18 protein-coding genes are annotated in these 16,136 nt (G+C 43.9%); 8 read left to right on the top strand and 10 right to left on the bottom strand.

Going from position 1 to position 16,136, the window contains the following annotated elements:
- Positions 1-222: 222 nt before the first annotated feature.
- The 4 genes from U2F10_RS04455 to cpcB form a co-directional block, all read right to left on the bottom strand.
- Positions 223-1,092 carry a phycobilisome rod-core linker polypeptide gene (locus U2F10_RS04455; protein ID WP_163698658.1) on the bottom strand — a complete coding sequence of 290 codons (870 nt, stop codon included), beginning with the start codon at positions 1,090-1,092 and terminating at the stop codon, positions 223-225.
- A gap of 26 nt (positions 1,093-1,118) precedes the next feature.
- Positions 1,119-1,934 (bottom strand): phycobilisome rod-core linker polypeptide, encoded by an 816-nt coding sequence (locus U2F10_RS04450; protein ID WP_163698656.1) that lies wholly within the window; start codon positions 1,932-1,934, stop codon positions 1,119-1,121.
- A 230-nt stretch (positions 1,935-2,164) separates the two neighbouring features.
- Positions 2,165-2,650, bottom strand: coding sequence for a bilin-binding protein (locus U2F10_RS04445; protein WP_163698654.1), 486 nt, complete (start codon positions 2,648-2,650; stop codon positions 2,165-2,167).
- 124 nt (positions 2,651-2,774) lie between these two features.
- On the bottom strand, positions 2,775-3,293 hold the full coding sequence (cpcB, locus tag U2F10_RS04440; protein WP_163698652.1) for a C-phycocyanin subunit beta: 519 nt from the start codon (positions 3,291-3,293) through the stop codon (positions 2,775-2,777).
- A 620-nt stretch (positions 3,294-3,913) separates the two neighbouring features.
- Between cpcB and U2F10_RS04435 the strand changes: the two genes are divergently transcribed.
- Complete coding sequence (locus U2F10_RS04435; RefSeq protein WP_499870993.1) at positions 3,914-4,699, top strand: phycobilisome rod-core linker polypeptide; 786 nt, start codon at positions 3,914-3,916, stop codon at positions 4,697-4,699.
- A 102-nt stretch (positions 4,700-4,801) separates the two neighbouring features.
- On the opposite strand, the gene U2F10_RS04430 is transcribed toward U2F10_RS04435, so the two are convergent.
- A complete protein-coding gene (locus tag U2F10_RS04430) occupies positions 4,802-5,716 on the bottom strand; it encodes a LysR family transcriptional regulator (protein WP_499870991.1) in 915 nt (304 codons plus the stop codon).
- 384 nt (positions 5,717-6,100) lie between these two features.
- Between U2F10_RS04430 and U2F10_RS04425 the strand changes: the two genes are divergently transcribed.
- Complete coding sequence (locus U2F10_RS04425) at positions 6,101-6,841, top strand: hypothetical protein (protein WP_163668263.1); 741 nt, start codon at positions 6,101-6,103, stop codon at positions 6,839-6,841.
- 35 nt (positions 6,842-6,876) lie between these two features.
- Here U2F10_RS04425 and U2F10_RS04420 read toward each other — a convergent pair whose 3' ends face one another.
- Together U2F10_RS04420 and U2F10_RS04415 are read right to left on the bottom strand one after the other, a co-directional pair.
- Positions 6,877-7,356 (bottom strand): GNAT family N-acetyltransferase, encoded by a 480-nt coding sequence (locus tag U2F10_RS04420; RefSeq protein WP_499870989.1) that lies wholly within the window; start codon positions 7,354-7,356, stop codon positions 6,877-6,879.
- A 35-nt stretch (positions 7,357-7,391) separates the two neighbouring features.
- Positions 7,392-8,135 carry a YegJ family protein gene (locus U2F10_RS04415; RefSeq protein ID WP_499870987.1) on the bottom strand — a complete coding sequence of 248 codons (744 nt, stop codon included), beginning with the start codon at positions 8,133-8,135 and terminating at the stop codon, positions 7,392-7,394.
- Positions 8,136-8,260: 125 nt separating this feature from the next.
- Between U2F10_RS04415 and U2F10_RS04410 the strand changes: the two genes are divergently transcribed.
- From U2F10_RS04410 to U2F10_RS04390, 5 genes are all read left to right on the top strand, one after another.
- On the top strand, positions 8,261-9,256 hold the full coding sequence (locus U2F10_RS04410) for a MerR family transcriptional regulator (RefSeq protein WP_499870985.1): 996 nt from the start codon (positions 8,261-8,263) through the stop codon (positions 9,254-9,256).
- Positions 9,253-9,459 carry a Clp protease N-terminal domain-containing protein gene (locus tag U2F10_RS04405; RefSeq protein ID WP_499870983.1) on the top strand — a complete coding sequence of 69 codons (207 nt, stop codon included), beginning with the start codon at positions 9,253-9,255 and terminating at the stop codon, positions 9,457-9,459. The genes U2F10_RS04410 and U2F10_RS04405 overlap by 4 nt, the downstream gene beginning before the upstream one ends.
- A gap of 134 nt (positions 9,460-9,593) precedes the next feature.
- Positions 9,594-10,424 (top strand): AraC family transcriptional regulator, encoded by an 831-nt coding sequence (locus tag U2F10_RS04400; protein WP_499870981.1) that lies wholly within the window; start codon positions 9,594-9,596, stop codon positions 10,422-10,424.
- Positions 10,425-11,019: 595 nt separating this feature from the next.
- Entirely contained in the window at positions 11,020-11,865 is an 846-nt protein-coding gene (locus U2F10_RS04395; protein ID WP_499870980.1) for a leucine-rich repeat domain-containing protein, read from the top strand.
- 122 nt (positions 11,866-11,987) lie between these two features.
- Positions 11,988-13,112 (top strand): PEP-CTERM sorting domain-containing protein, encoded by a 1,125-nt coding sequence (locus U2F10_RS04390; protein WP_499870978.1) that lies wholly within the window; start codon positions 11,988-11,990, stop codon positions 13,110-13,112.
- Positions 13,113-13,348: 236 nt separating this feature from the next.
- Here the strand turns inward: U2F10_RS04390 and U2F10_RS04385 are convergent, their stop codons facing one another.
- The 3 genes from U2F10_RS04385 to U2F10_RS04375 all read right to left on the bottom strand — a co-directional run bounded on the left by U2F10_RS04385 (position 13,349) and on the right by U2F10_RS04375 (position 15,101).
- Positions 13,349-13,747, bottom strand: coding sequence for a hypothetical protein (locus U2F10_RS04385; protein WP_499870977.1), 399 nt, complete (start codon positions 13,745-13,747; stop codon positions 13,349-13,351).
- A gap of 45 nt (positions 13,748-13,792) precedes the next feature.
- On the bottom strand, positions 13,793-14,011 hold the full coding sequence (locus U2F10_RS04380) for a hypothetical protein (protein WP_499870975.1): 219 nt from the start codon (positions 14,009-14,011) through the stop codon (positions 13,793-13,795).
- Between the two features lie 364 nt (positions 14,012-14,375).
- Entirely contained in the window at positions 14,376-15,101 is a 726-nt protein-coding gene (locus U2F10_RS04375; protein WP_499870973.1) for a Uma2 family endonuclease, read from the bottom strand.
- A gap of 291 nt (positions 15,102-15,392) precedes the next feature.
- On the opposite strand from U2F10_RS04375, the gene U2F10_RS04370 reads away from it, so the two are divergent.
- Complete coding sequence (locus U2F10_RS04370; protein ID WP_499059482.1) at positions 15,393-15,689, top strand: helix-turn-helix domain-containing protein; 297 nt, start codon at positions 15,393-15,395, stop codon at positions 15,687-15,689.
- Positions 15,690-16,136 lie beyond the last annotated feature (447 nt).

Raw genomic sequence — 16,136 nt, 5'->3', positions numbered from 1 at the left:
CTACTTACCAATTTATTAGGTATTTGACAGTTTTTTAATGATTGTTTAGTTTTTTTAAGTTTCAAGTAATTGTTCAAATTATCATTAGCAAAAAAATATTGCTGGTAGGGAAGTAATCACTTTCCTGCCAGCAATAGTCTGCTTGACCCTCGTCTAAACCTTGACCCTGGCCAGAGCTACATTGTCCCCGCAAGAGACTATGAGTTCTAACCTTGACGTAGTTTAGAGTTCTATGATGCTTGCGATTTTTCCCCCCTGACGCTGTACCCGTTGCATATGGGGGGTTAACTCTTCATAGGGAATAATGACAGCTTTGTTGACCCGTCGGACTTTAGGGTAGCCTGGGCCACTGATCGCAGCGACCTCAACCCGAAAAAGCCGACCAGACCCAAAGGCTTTGGAGCCACCAAATGTGCTAACGGATGCGTCTCCTTTAAGCGCAGGTATAAAGGCGATACTACCTGCGCTACTTAAAGGAGGCTGAACTACTGTAGCTGTGTTCCGTGCAAGATCTTTGACAAGTTGGGGGGCATTTCCAGTAAATTGAGCTTTGTCGCTACTGGCATAGCCACGATAAAGCTGAAAAAGACGGGAAAACCCTACGGAACGTTGCCCCACCCCCGTGGTCACCAAGTCCCGATAGTAGGGCACAATAGTCTCTCCAAAGTAGGTTTGATACTCAGCTGAGTCAATGTAAGCATCAATATCTGCTTCAAAGCCTTTAGATTCATACAAATCCATGTGTTCTACAATTTCAGCTTGATCATAGGGCGCTCGACCTAGCAGATGCTTATAGTTCAGCTCAATTGTCCGACTTTGAAAGGTGCTGTAGAAAAACTTTTGTTTGTACAGGTCTGATTTCGCCACTTGTCGTACAAATTCCTGTACGGTGATTTTATGATTGCGCAACAATGATTCCGCAATAACTAGCCGCTCAGACGACAGCAGATGAGGATTGCCCAAGACCTGCTGATACACGGCCAGAATAATCGCTTCAACGTCTTTTGCTGTGGTATTAGGTCGTAGTTCTAATGTGGCAGCATCACTAAACGCGGATGTCCCTAGACGAGAGGCTGCTGTTGTAATAGCCATCAGACATTTTCCTTTATTTCACAGAACTAAACAGCAGTTACACTCAGTACCTTATTGCCGGAACGATTTAACTGTTGTAGCTTGGTCGTTAACTGGTCATAGGAAACCAGTACCTCTGTCACACTTTGTCTAACAACAGGAGAACGCGTTGACGCTGCCCGGACCACTCGCAGTTGATAGACATCACCACGAGCCCCTCCTAAGGGGCCAGATAAAGCCACACGCTTAGACGCACTCAGCGGAGCCGGTAAGTTTTTAGCGACGGCTACGGTCAATTGAGGTTGTTTTTGCCCTTGTGCCCGATCGCTATTAGCATAGCCACCATAAAGTTGTAACAAACGGCTAAAGCCAACTGTCCGTTGACCCGGATGATCGGTTTTAAAATCTCTGTGGTAAGGAACAATATTGTCCCCAAAACTATTCTCATACTCTATAGAGCTGATGTAAGCGTCAATCTCAGCTTCGTATCCTTTGGTCAAAAAGAGATCTAAATGATAGGCAATTTCAGTTTGATCATAGGGCGCTCGACCTAGCAGATGCTTATAGTTCAGCTCGATAAAGCGAACATGAAAGTTGGGATATAAAAACTTCTGACGATAGAGATCTGACTCTGCAATTGCCCGGATAAAGTCTCGAACTGAGATGATGCCCTGAGCTAGAAGGGACTCTGGTTCTTCTAACCTATCGTTCTCCATAAGATGCTCATTGCCAAGCACCTGTCGATAGGCTGCTGAAATAACAGCTTGGACATCATTTCGGGTCCAATTGGGTCTCAATTCAACAGGGTTAGCCTCATCAAAGGGTTTAATTCCCAATCTCCCAGCTTCTTGCAAACCAGCCATCTTTTTACCTAACGTCACTACTTAATAAACAAGCCTTGCCATGGATTTTTAATGCTATAGCTCCCACCGTTGTCTAAAATGTCAAAAAATAACGTCGCTAATTCTCTAATCCTCTAATCTGAAAATGCTGTAAATTCTAGTGATTACAGATTCATCTCATAAATCAGCGACGTTAATACAGTCGGACTATGGATTTGAAAGGACCATGACCTCTGAGCGATTACTGGCCTCTAGAGAGCGTTGATAATGTAATCAATGTAGGAATTGAGCTCCAGACCAGGGTCTCCCGTTAAACCATGGTTGGCCTTAATATATTTGAGTGCCTCAGCGTACCAGCTTGGAACTAGCTCGAAACTACTGTGCATTTCAGCCAAGCCTGCCAGTAAATAGTCATCAGCTGGCCCCGTGCCACCTGCAATCAGACAGTATTGAATAATCCGTACATAGTAGCCGATGTCGCGCAAGCACTTGGCTTGACCACGGGTATCAAAGGCATAGTTGCTGCCTTGCATAGTCTTTGTATAGGGAAAGACCTGATAGACTGCATTCGCAGCACCTTCAGCCAATTGTTGTGCCTTAATACCGAGTTCCCTGGCTGCTTCTAAATCGGCTGTTGCTAAGCGTAAACGGCCAAAGGCAATTTGAAGTTCAACATTGCCCAAATAACGGCCTTGGGAGTCAGCAGCTACAACGGCTTCTGTTAATTGTGTTTTCATTGGTATGATTTTTTACTCGTGTTTTAGCAGGGATGATTGAGGAAAGCATTGATTAGAACAAGTTGCTTAAAGGAATAGCTTGTTCAGAGATTATTTGACGTTGTTGTTCAGGATTAAGGTCAAATTAGCTGACAGCAGCAGCAGCTCGATCAAAGTAGCTAGCCAGTTCAGCCATCAGGGTACTACAATCACCAGGTTGGATGTTGTTGCGGTCATTTGCGATCGCAATCGCTGCATCTTTCATCTTGAGAATACTAGTCGCCATCGAAGAGCTAGGCACACCTAACGCTAAATAGGTTTCGCGCAAACCATTCAAGCAACGATCATCTAAGACACTGGTATCCCCTAGAAATACTGCATAGGTGATATAGCGAAGAATAATATCCATATCACGTAAACAAGCCGAAACTCGGCGATTTGTGTAAGCATTACCACCGGGAGCAATTAATTGAGGCTGCTCTTCAAATAATGCTCGTGCAGCATTAGTGACAATTGCAGAGGCGTTGCCCGTAATGCGATTCACAACATCAGTGCGCTTTGCCCCATCCTTAACGACAGCCAATAGAGCATCAATCTGATCAGGACCCACTAACTGACCCCGATTATCAGCCTGCGACACAACCTTCGTAAAGGCATCTAACATTGATTCAATCTCCTAATTTTTTCTTGTCCACTGAGTTAGGTGCTGAAGCCTGACTTCGCCAATGCCAGCTAACGTCTGCTTGAGTAGTCTAGAAAGATCGCTGACTAACCTCCCTGATGCCACAAAACCGTCTAAGAGTAGAGGCAGTGAACAAACTAAACTGTCAGGGTTCTCTACAGGACTCTTTAACAAGAACCTGATGAGATTTGGTATTAGCTTTATCAACGATAGAGTAGCAGTGTAAGAATCTGAATCTTTCAATACCTGATCTTAAGGGTTTACAAGCTCAAGATTCTAATTCTTGTAAGCTAATCTTATGTCACCCATTAGACCAAGGAAATTGTGCAGGAATTGTGCAGCCCCTAAGAAAGAATATGAAATAAAAGACACTTGAAATAGAAAAATATAGCTTGCCTAAGCTATTCATGGCAGGTTTTTAAGAGTTACTCTAGGCAAAATAAGAGTCAAAAATATTTAGTGATCTTCCCATGTTTGAGATTAAGGTCTGTAACATTTTTTTGATCCATTAAAGATTTGACGAGTTGTTGCCTTTTATAATTCACTGTGAGTTGATATGTTTTGGTTTTTCAAAATCTATAAGAGTGAAGACTTGAAAAAATATGACTATTCCTCTATTGGCTTATTCTCCTTCCTGTCCTAACCAGCGCGTTGATCCACTCGGTGCTCCAGATGACGAAACAATTATCTATTCAACCGATGATTTATTCTCGCCAACAGAAATGGGGGCTCTTATCGATGCAGCCTATCGACAAATCTTCTTTCACGCTTTTAGGTGGGATCGTGAAATTGCCCTAGAATCTCAGCTGCGCAATAGACAAATTACAGTGCGGGATTTTATTCGGGGATTGCTGTTGTCCAATACCTTTATCGATAGTTTCTACAGTAAGAACAGCAACTATCGCTTTGTCAAACACTGCATTGAAAGGGTTTTGGGACGTCGAGCCTATAGTGAAGCGGAGCAAATTGCCTGGTCGGCAGTGGTTATGAGCAAAGGGCTCCAGGGCTTTATTGCTGAGTTACTAAATAGTCATGAATATCTTGAAAACTTTGGCGAAAATGTTGTGCCTTATCATCGTCGTCGAGTTTTGCCTAGTCGTACTATAGGTGAAGTTCCCTTTAATATTGCTTCTCCTCGCTACGATGCTTACCATCGTGATCAATTAGGTTTTCCACAGCCAATCTGGCAAGAGGCGGTTCGTACTTTCCGCTCCTATGAGCTACAACCTAAGGTTGGAGATCCGGCTTTATTTCTCGATATGGCAAAGGGCTTTACTTCCCAAGTGCACCAACCAAGTATTACATCTACCGATAGCATTGATATTGATGCCACTGTCCCTTATCGAGACAACAATGATGTAACACCATCCCCATCATACAGATGGTAGCTGAGAAAATCTGACAACAAAAGGTTCGGGCTGTTGTCTTTGGGAGGTTAGCTAGGGTGCACCAATGAATGTCTTTCGGTGTAACTCTGAATGATGTTTATGTTAAATGCTTTGTGGTTCTGTCAAGTCATTACAGATATCTTGAATTAAACGTCGTAACCACTGGTGTCCAGCATCATTGTCATAGCGAGGATGCCACACCATGTGCATGGGAAACTGTCCAAAGTCAGTGGGTGGGGCAAATACACGATATCGAGGGTTGCCTACATACTGTTGAGCAATGCGTTTTGGCAGTGTGGCGCAGTAATCTGTTTTGGCAATGATGGGGGCAACTGCTAGAAAATGAGAAACTGCGATCGCAACCTTACGCTGAATCGATTGCTGTTTCAGCATAGTAAACACCCCATTTTCTAGTCGGCTAGGAGATGCAACAAGCACATGCTTCATGGTTTCATAGGCGTCTATGGTGAGCATATCTCCGACACAAGAATTTTCAGCCCGCACAACACAGGCAAATTCGTCCTTCAAAATGGTTTGACACATCACTTGTTCAGGAGGGTGGTCAAACTGACTGAGGGCCAATTCAGTGACTCCGCCATTGGGTTTAGCTGCCGCTAAATCAGCTCCTATGGGCACTAGCGTTAACTGTATTTGTGGAGCTTGCTGGTGAACCATTTGAGCTAAACGAGGAATCAACACAGATTCAAAATAGGGATTTGCAGCAACATGAAATCTTCGCACACTTGTTTTTGGTTCAAAGATAGGTTCTCTTTGAACAACAGCATCTAAATCTTCCAGGGCTTTTTGCACAATGGGGGCAATGGCCTCAGCCTTTTTTGTCGGCACAATCCCATACCGAGTGCGGGTAAAGAGCGGATCGTCAAACAAACGCCGTAATTTTGCGAGTGAACCGCTGACCGCAGGCTGCGTCACACCTAATCGCTGACTGGCAGCTGTCACGCTCCGCTCCGTCATCAATGCCGAAAAGGTTCTGAGGAGGTTGAGGTCATAGTTCATCTTAGATATCACTCCCAGCGATATCTAAACTATAGCTTGGTGTACATAGTTCACAACATCAGTGATTGCTGAAAGCCATAAATAGTGGCAGCTATGTGCCCAGAAAGCGACTGCATGTAAGCAGCAGTTTACTAAGCTAGAAATTAATATTTGCTATATTACAGACGAACCACCAATTAACTGATGGAGGAACAGAACACTGGCACAGGATAATCTAGCTAACAGTTAGTAGAGACAGTGCATATTTGTATACTGGCCAGGCGATAGCATTAAACGACCTGAGGATCCTAAGGACCAGGAGATGGTTCAAGTGTGTCGAAATCCATCGCGTTGCACCCAGGCGAACAGATTTAAAGTTTATTTTGGAGGCTCGGTGACTGAATAATGCATGGCTGTTATCATCTAACACCGGGCAAAGATTTTGACGTTTCTTTTGAAGGATTTAGAGGAATCAGCTGTTTCGAGTCTTCCTATGAAATTACTTTAGTGGAGGCATCCTTCCAGCGGACAATCGATACTTTATTTGAAATAATAAATTCGAGACTGCACCTTAGGGATTGCTACAACAGAACTATTCTTCCAAGCTCAAAAAATGCCTTTGTAGTATTTAAACTAGTGGATCATAACTGGATTTATATCAGTGAATTAGCACCACAGATAATTTTTTCGGCACTAGATCTCTGTAGGCTTTCAGAATTAGGTAGTTGCAAAGTTATACATTTTGAGAATGGAAGCAGTGATGGAACAGTCAATCTATCTTTATTTAACTCAGGTATATTAGCTGAGCAATTGGAGTTCGTAGGCTCAAAAATCAGAGGTTATGAGGGTAGTGCTGACGACAATATTGATTCATTGCTAGATCGGCTACAACAAGCAGGAGAACCTATCATCACTGACCACTATTACCGATGTATTAACACCAAGCAGGAACTGGATTCAGTACAAGTTGTTTTTGATGCAGCCGGTATGGCGTCTGCTTCCTTAAAAATTCAGGGCGCATTTGCACCTTGTATTACCTGGGACAGACTGCAAACATCTCAAGAATTGAAGATTGCCATAAAAAACTTAGATGACCAAAAGATACAAAGACTCGATTATGTGGAAGTTAATGAAGCAAGGAATTAGTATTTAGTTAAGCTTTTTTCGTTGTATACCGATTTTTACAGTTCTAGTTCCCAAAATTCTTGATCAAAATTTTGGCCATACTTTCTAATATTTTTCTTACTGCTCATTAAATTAAAGTCAAGAGTTTTATATAGTTTGCGAGCAGCGTTCAGACAGCTGTAGGTTTCCAAGCGTAATGTCTTGAAATTATGCTTGCGAGAGTGATTGATGATGGCATGCATCATGGTCCTGGCAATGCCCTGCCCCCTAAACTCATGGACTACCAGAACAAAATTCACAAATGCCGTTTTCTCTGATTCTTTTGAAACTGCTATGGAACCTGCTCGATGCCCCTGAAAATAGGGAATTAAGAAGAGATCAAAACCACTGGCATTATCGAAAAACAATACTATTTTTCGAGCAATGTCGATTTCAAATTGCGGCTCTAATTGAAAATCTTGAGCATAAATTTTTCCGTGCATTGAAATGACCCAGCCAATATCACCAGGTGTGGGTTTTCTGAGTACTATGTCCATCTAGCGTTTTGAACAATATTTTTAACCAATAATTTTTACCGTTCAGTTGTTGTTTCTAACAACTGAATTATATTTGACCATCCTAGGGATCGCGCATAGTCAAACGGTGTCCATCCCCGATTGCAACAGGTGGTCGGACTGGCTCCCTGTTCTAAAAGTACCTTGACGGATTCTATACGACCATAGAGTGATTCTAAGTGCAGCAATGTTTGACCACTGTCAAATATTGCCCTGACAACATCTGGATTCTTCGCAATTTCCTCTGCTATTAGGTTGGCGATCGTACCCTCAAATTCGTCATTCCGCTCAGGGATAAACACCGTATCTGGCTCTGGAAAGTCCAACCCCCAGGCCTGATCATATTCTTGACGTTCTACCGCCTCCATCCGCCCCCTGGTTACCTGTACAGTGTGGCCCCCATAGACCTTGCCTTCTAACACACAGAGCCAATCACTAAGATCGGTCAGCGGGCACCGGACCTCATCACCTTCGACCCAGGACGTGAGGTGGCTAGGTGTGTTGAGCAAAATGCCATAGATATCAATGCCGTCAAAGTTGATTTGATCAATCCACATATGCTCGACCGGTGCCTGTGGGTTAGCGGCATCATCAGAAAATGGAGCCTTAACACAAGCCAACTCCAGGGCAGGAATAATTCTGTTGAAGTCCAGAGCTACTTGATTCCAGAAATATCGAAACGTTTCCCTAGCCTGTTGTGATGCTTGTAGTAACTCCGGATCATCATCTTTATGAAAAATAACAGGATCGTCTTTGCTCATGACTGCCTCGTTTTTTATGGGTAAATGCAGTTCTATGCACAATGCCAACATACCTTACCCCCTTGCACCTGACGCGACGTCAGGTTTTAGCATGCAGACATCAACCGCAGTTCTAAGGAGCTGAGATGACGAGCCAAATGAAAATTGGTGAACTTGCCAAGCAAACTGGACTCTCGATCCGGACGTTACACTATTACGACCAGATAGGGTTGCTGTCACCGTCTCAGCGCACCAAGGCAGGACATCGTCTCTACAGTGAGCGGGATATCATCCGGCTTCAGCAGATTGTATCACTCCGGCAGCTGGGCTTTACATTGTCAGAAATCCGTGACTGTCTAGATAGTCCTGATTATGCCTTACCTCAGGTGATTGATCTGCATCTGGCGCGCCTGCGGGAGCAGATGGCGCTGTCGCGGACATTAGTGCAGCGGTTGAGTGCGATCGCAACTGATCTTAAAACCACGAAATCTGTTGCGGTTGAAAAACTGATGGAAGCAATGGAGACCATTTCAATGTCTGAACAATATTTTACTCCCCAGCAGCAAGCTGTGCTCGCCGACCGTTTTCAGGAGCATCAAACAGAGTGGCAAGAAATGCTGAGCTTAGCCCGTTCTGAAATGACCCAAGGTAGTGATCTCAAAGGCATCAAGGTAAAAGCCTTGGCCAACTATTGGCAAGGCATTATGAACTCCCTAATTTGTGGTGATGAACAAATTTATGAGTCGTTTGCGAAAATATACCAGCAAGAAGGTGCCGCCGCCGCCAGTTGGGGCACGATGGATGAGGCAACGTTTGACTATATTCTCAAAGCCATTGCCTTCTCTTCTTTAGCTGAAGATATTGAGCTGCACATATCGGCAAAAAACTATACCCCTGAAGCGATTAATGTAATTACGTTAGGACAAGAAATTGCCCGTCAGCTAAACCTGGGTGTCTTTGGCACAGAGACCATGTTGTTGGGATTGTTGGCTGAAGGGACCAGCCCAGCTGCAAACGCCTTATCCGCTGCCGCCGTCACGTTTGATGATGCCCAACGCCATATTGTGGCCTTACTGGGAGCCCGTCCTGAACCACCGGTCGACATTCCTCCCCCCCGTCGCTACCGTTTGCCCCGAGGGTGAAACGGGTGTTAGAACTAGCCCGAGAGACCGTCAATGTGCTTGGACAGACTTATGTCGCCCCAGAACATTTGCTCGTTGGCATGCTAGAAGAAACTGAAGAAGTGGAATTAGCGGGCCATTTAGCCGGTTTGGCAGCCCGTATGTTGAGAGAGAAATTTGGTATCAACCTTGATCGTCTGATGCAACAGTTAAAGGCTAGCTAAACATACAGAAACACAGATTTCGGCATTAGCTAATTTGGACCATCCCCATAGCAAAAATCCTAGGGAGCGCAAAAACTATCAAGCGCGAGCTTATAGGCATGACTAGGATTAGAAAAGACGCCAATGGAGTTTAGATGAACGTAGTACACAAGGGACTTTGGTACATTGAAAGCCACTTCCGTAATTCCGTAGGCCTGGAGGATGTGGCCAGAGCTAGCCACGTATCCAAGTTCCATCTCACCCGCGCATTCTCAGAAGTTATGGGAATGTCGCTGATGAAATACGTTCGTCGTCGTCGTTTGACAGAAGCGGCCAAGGTGTTGGCTGGGGGAGCGCCGGATATTCTCTCAGTTGCCCTTGACCACGGCTACAGTTCCCACGAAGCCTTCTCACGTGCCTTTAAGGAAGAGTTTCATCTCACACCTGAGGTGGTGCGATTGCAAGGGAACCTGAACAACTTATCACTGATGGAGCCAATTGCTATGACTACAACACCACTCCCTAAACTCAGTACACCACGAGTCGAGACTCTGGCCAACAAACGCTTGTTTGGCATTGTAGAACGGTACGATTGCGAATCGGCAGCTGGGATTCCAAATCAATGGCAACGATTTGTCCCGTATCTCGACAGCATGCCTAAAAAATTGGGCAGCGCTGCCTATGGTGTGTGCTACAACTACGACGATGACGGGGTGTTTGATTACCTGTGCGGTGTCGAAGTGCAAACAGATAATGGCTTACCGTTTGGGTTGGTGCAGTTGAATTTACCAGCCCAAAAGTATGCCGTGTTTAGCCACGATGGCCATATCTCAGAGATTCGGTCGGTAATTTCTGCCATTTGGAGTGATGGCCTACTGCAATCTGGGTATGAAGCCGCAGCAGGACCGATGTTAGAGAAATATGACGAGACATTTAACTCCGAAACAGGGCTAGGTGGCTTCGAGATTTGGGTTTCGATCAAATGATTGATTGTATTTGCTTGCTACTTTGATTGGGTAGCTTAAGTAGAAATAGGCTATGGGCTTAAGTGCTTGAGTGAAGAGCCTTGGGCCCATGGCCTATTGTGTTCCGAGGAAAATATCCAGCATTGATCTCTCGGCATGCCGCACAGGTATATTTTTACTACGAGTTATTACTGATATGCTTGACCATTTCTTCATATAAAAGCCGACATTGTTTATCTCTTTCATACAGTCTATTCATTAGTCTATGGGTAATTGAGTGCTTATTGTTATTCCCGCTCTAACTAAATCAGTTTTCCAGCACTGGCTAGATTAATGATGCACTGATTATCGCCAGAAGGCTGACTATGCAAGTCATCTAGCTTGTAATAGTACATAGCTTTTAGCTGTCGCTGTATTTAGATTTCAAGAGAGAGCGTTACGCGTATAGCTAAGGATATGCTCTCAAACCCAGATCCATAAATCAGACAATTTGATTGATATCAAGGCAATCCTTTGAAACCTGTATCCGGTTAAAATAAAGATGCTAAGACTGACAACTGTTCAAACTCTCTTCAAACGTTCAACATCAAGCATCAAACCTATCTCTAGAAAATTGATGCTAGTTTTCGCATTCAGTCTGCCGCTAATCTTCAATCAAGCAACCGAAACGGTAGGGCAAACTGAAACGGTAGAACAATCAGTTGAGACGCATACGTTCAGTAGCTTTTTAGATTGGTGTGCCAATCGAGATAACCTTGAAGAATCAGCTCGCATGACGGTCGATAGGCTGTTGCTGTTGACCGAAACGTCTGACTGCAATCAAGCGAATGAACATCTCTTAACCCGAACTCACTTGAGTTTACCGGGCAACCAAGGGTTTAATGGCAGCCCGGCAAGTCCTACGACTAGTGCAATTTCAAACCTTGAGCCGTTGCGATCGCTAACGCATCTCACCAGCCTTGACCTGTCGTACAACAAAATATCAGATTTGAGTCCGCTACAGTCCTTAACTAATTTGAGGGCCATCAGACTGTGGTACACCCCTGTTGCCGATCTCGCACCTCTACAGACGTTAACAAATCTCACTATCCTTGAGCTGATCGGCACTGAGCAGGTTACTGATATTAGCCCCCTCAGTTCACTGACTCAGCTTTCCCGTTTAGCCATTAGCGATAGTCAGGTTACTGACATTAGTGCAGTGCGCTCACTCACTCAGCTGGAAACCTTACAAATTGCCAACAATCAAATTACCGACATTACCCCCTTAAGCGCCCTGAGCAACTTAAAGGAACTCACAATGAGCAACAACCAAGTCACTGATGTGAGTCCGCTGCAATCGTTGACTAACTTAGAATTCGCCTATCTGTGTCGCAATCCCATTGATAACATTGACGTTTTACGCCCTTTGGCCGATAGAACAGAAATTCTGTTTGGAGCACTCTGTCCAGCATTTGATATTTGAATTTTGGCCCTACCGTTGCTGGGTAAACATGTCTTGTCAATCTCGACCATGACAACCGCTTTATTGAGATATCCGGTGAAGGCCAATACTCTTCATACCTATTCAGCTTTGGGAGCATAACCATGAGGCAGCAATATTGGGTCTTTATCAGTGCAGTGATGGCAGTAATAGCAGCAATTGTCATCAGTACATCACTCTCAAATGCTGTCCCAATCGCCTCATTTGTGGGCATTGGTGACTTACCGGGTGGTTGGTTTAAAAGTTATGCATTGGCAATTTCGGCTGATGGCTCTGTAATTGTGGGTGCTAGTCACAGCAGCACTGAACTCAATCGTGCATCTTTGCCTGAAGCCTTTCGCTGGACACGGGCAGAGGGCATGGTTGGCCTGGGGCAGTTACCGGGTAATCCCTATGGAACTGTTGCAAGCGATATCTCGGCTGATGGTTCTGTGATTGCTGGCCATAGCGATAACGAAGCCTTTCGCTGGACGCAGGCAGAAGGTTTTGTTGGCCTCGGCGACCTGCCTGACGGTAGTTTCAGGAGTCGGGCTGATGCCATCTCAGCGGATGGTTCTGTCATTGTCGGCAAGGGGAGTAGCGAAGCGAACTATCATGAAGCCTTTCGTTGGACTCAAGCTGAGGGGATGAGGGTACTGGGTTCTCCAGTTGATTTGCCAATTCGTGGCAGTTTCACGAGCCGAGCAGTTGCCGTTTCTGCAGATGGATCGGTTATTGTCGGCTTTATCAATCCTAATGGCCATAATCCGCTTGGAGTGTCTGAAAATCGAGCCTTTCGCTGGACACAAACGGGCGGGATGTCTCTGCTGAGCGATCCAACAGATCAAGCACTTAGTCTGGCCACTGATGTCTCTGATGACGGCTCAGTGGTGGTGGGTAAAAGAGCAACCGCTTTTGAGACGGAAATTTTTCGATGGACTCAAGCAGAGGGGATGGTCAGCCTGGGTGAGTGGCCTGGGTTCGTTAAGGTTTCTGCGGATGGAGCGATCGTGATCGGTGGTAACTTTGCTAAGTCTGCGATCGATGCGGGGGCGTTTATTTGGGATGCCGTCAATGGGATGCGTAGCTTACAGGCTGTCTTTACAGATGAATTTGGCCTTGATTTAACGGGTTGGAAATTGGGCGCAGCGACTGGAATTTCTGATGATGGTTTAACCATTGTCGGCACTGGCATCAACCCAGAGGGAAATTTTGAGGGTTGGACAGCTGACCTCCACGGCGCGTCTTAACGTGGTCCATTATCGACTGATATGGAGCGAAACAGAATTCCTGCTTAAGGAATCAGAATTTATTAATGCCCAGCTTTTTGCCCTCATCCTAAATTCTTCTCCCGAGGGGAGAAAGACTTTGAATCTGACTCTCTCTCCCAGGGAGAGAGAGTTGGGGTGAGGGCTATCCGAACATCAGCAAAGTCATAGAACTTGAGATCTATGGGTTTCTGCGTAGCGTTATGGAGGTTGCTTAACTATCTTTTCTGTCTTGGCTGCCACCCATCGTCAAATCCCCAACTTAACCATGCAATATACTGGTTAACTAGAACACCAGCAATGTTAATAATCTGACTGGCTTCACGATAGCTAACAGATGTTCCGTCAATGCCAGCATTAGCTAACTTTAATATCTTTTGGATCAATTGTGCTTGTTGCAAGGTTATTGAACCAGCGTCGTGCAATTTCTTGATCAAGCGTCCTCCCGAATCTTTTGGGGTAACATCAATGCCAAAGCCTGTAGCAAGATTTTTAGCCAATACATCAACTTCCAAACGTAATCCGGCAAGCGCAAGGTTTGGATCATCCTCGACAAGATCACGATAATAGTTGACGTTAAGGCCACTTGGCGAAGGCTGCAACCCTAACTTTATCATCCTTAAATTAGCTTCTGTTAGAGGTAAATTTTGTACTCCTTTTGCCTATGGGGATAGTGGTTCCGCAATTACTTGCTCAGACAATTTTTTCGCTTCGAGGATCTCGGCACGCAGGCTTATTGATACACCTCCAGGCAAATCAGCTTTTTCTAATCGTTTAATAAGGCTTTCGATTTGTTTACGAAACATCAAGACAATTGTCAGAATGACGGATGGCCATGCAAGAACTTTGATATATTCGAGAAGAAGCTTTGCAATTTCCATCAGCTGTTTCAGTAAATAAAAACGACTTCTAAGCTTTCAATATTTTGAAAACATAAAAAGAGAGAAGTAAGCGAAGTAAGCCTGTAGTACTACATCACCAAGTATTAAGCCCGTATAACTTGTAATTCAACTCAGACTTGCTGGATAAGATCCATGCTTCCGCATTTTATCCAGCAGATTTGCGTAATAACATCCCTATTTACAGAACTTATACCGAAATTTTGCTGTATAACTCCAGGAAAGTAGGTAGGCTCTTACCCAGCACTTTTGAGAGTTATCCAGCATTTACTATGGCACTATCCAAGCTGCCCTTAACTGCTAAACCAGCCGAAAAATTTCTCGACCACTCAGTTTTAGACAAACCCTAAAGAGTTTCTTCAAAAGCTCGTAATGCTCGACTGCTGCCTACCTGCTGTGCCTGCTGAATCACCCGATCAACCATCACCTTGATAGGTAATCCAGGAAATGTAGGGCTATTCTCAACAACAAGATAATCCTCACCGTCTATCACATAAATTTTGAGTCCCCGATCATAAATCCAAAGCTCAGGGACTTTCACAGCTATGTAGGCATCCAATCTAGTCTTAGACGTATAATCTGACTCAATTGCCAGATCTGGAGGTGGGTCAACCGCTAAATTAAGACGACTTTTGCCAATAACAGCTTCGTAGTTTGCAATATAAAAACAGTCATCCGGTTCTACACCTGCAGTTTTAAGCTCACCTCGAAATGTTGTTGAACCAAGAGATTCCCAATCACGACCTTGACGACGCAACAAAATTTTAACAATGTCAGATATTAAAATCTTGCTACGCTCATGATCAGGCAAAGGAACCATAATTTCTAACGTATTCTGACTATAAGCAATACGGCTATTGCGATACTCACCCAGCTCCTGCAAAATTGATTCAAATTTATGCCAGCTAATGTCGGGAATCATGATCCGACTCCCCGGTTCTAGGCAAATTTTATGAATGGCGATCGTAGCAACCATATGCACGCTAGCGACGGCAGTGGCTTTAGGATAACACGATTCATTAGTACTAATGAATCGCTCCGTAAGTTGGCCATTATCTGCTGCAAACACCATCTGCTTCCCAGCAGATAATCTCCCAGCAGTCAGAGGCGTGGGTCACATTGCACCTAGCAGCAGAGCTAAAGCCTCACAATTGATTGTAGAAAGCAGCTCAGAACTGCAAACCTACACATAAAACAATAAGCAATCATACTTATTGTTTTATTCTTAGATTAGAATTATTCTTAAATAAGACTAGATTCAATAATAGTCAGATTAATCTTGGCTGAGCATAAGCCGCTTTGAGTCTGATTGCGAGTCTTCCAGCAAACCTTAGGTTGTTCAGGCATTGGATAAGAGATCACAATGAGAGATGAAAATGATGGCTCCATTCCGGAAGATAGGTCTAGGTTGGTACGAGAAGGATATAACAACGTTGCCTTAGATCCTCGTGCAGAGTTAGGGCATCAGTTACGTCAAATTCTAATCAAAAAAAGGTTGAAGCAGCGAGAACTCGCAACATTGCTGGCTATTCAGCAACCTGAAGTATCACATCTATTTAATGGTCACTTTACTCGATTCACAATCGATAAATTGATTCAGCTTTTTTATCGATTAGGGTGGGTGGTTGAATTTCAAATCCATCCACGCGAGATCGACTAAATATATTTCAGATAAATACAAAAAGAGTGTCTGTAAATTAGTTTATTTTTGCATGCTTTGAAAAAACAAAATTTAAGATTAATAGATTTTAGGATTAAAAATCTAAGTGGATTGGTTAAATAATCTGTGATTAGATTTTTAGGGAGAAATATATATCTGAAAATCTTATTTTTGATGGGCTTTAATTCTGAAATGCCTTTCTGGCAAAAGGACTTATAGAGGTCTAGCTATTTAATTGGTTGATTTCATCTCAAGGATTTATACTTATTTACTCCATGTAAAAACTCCTGTTAAACACCTATTTTTATAGGAAAAAAACTATAAAAGTAAAGTTTTTAAAATTCAGCTATTTTTCATATTCAGGGATTATTATTGGTTTAAATATGTTGTTAGCCATGCCAGCGACAAACAACTTGATTAATTTTTTTCGTGTCTATTGGAGCATAT

The organism is Leptothoe sp. EHU-05/26/07-4 (assembly GCF_043421015.1).
Lineage (GTDB): Bacteria > Cyanobacteriota > Cyanobacteriia > Phormidesmidales > Phormidesmidaceae > Leptothoe > Leptothoe turfae.
The sequence above is the reverse complement of the archived record's forward strand: the minus strand, read 5'-3'. Positions and strand labels throughout refer to the sequence as shown.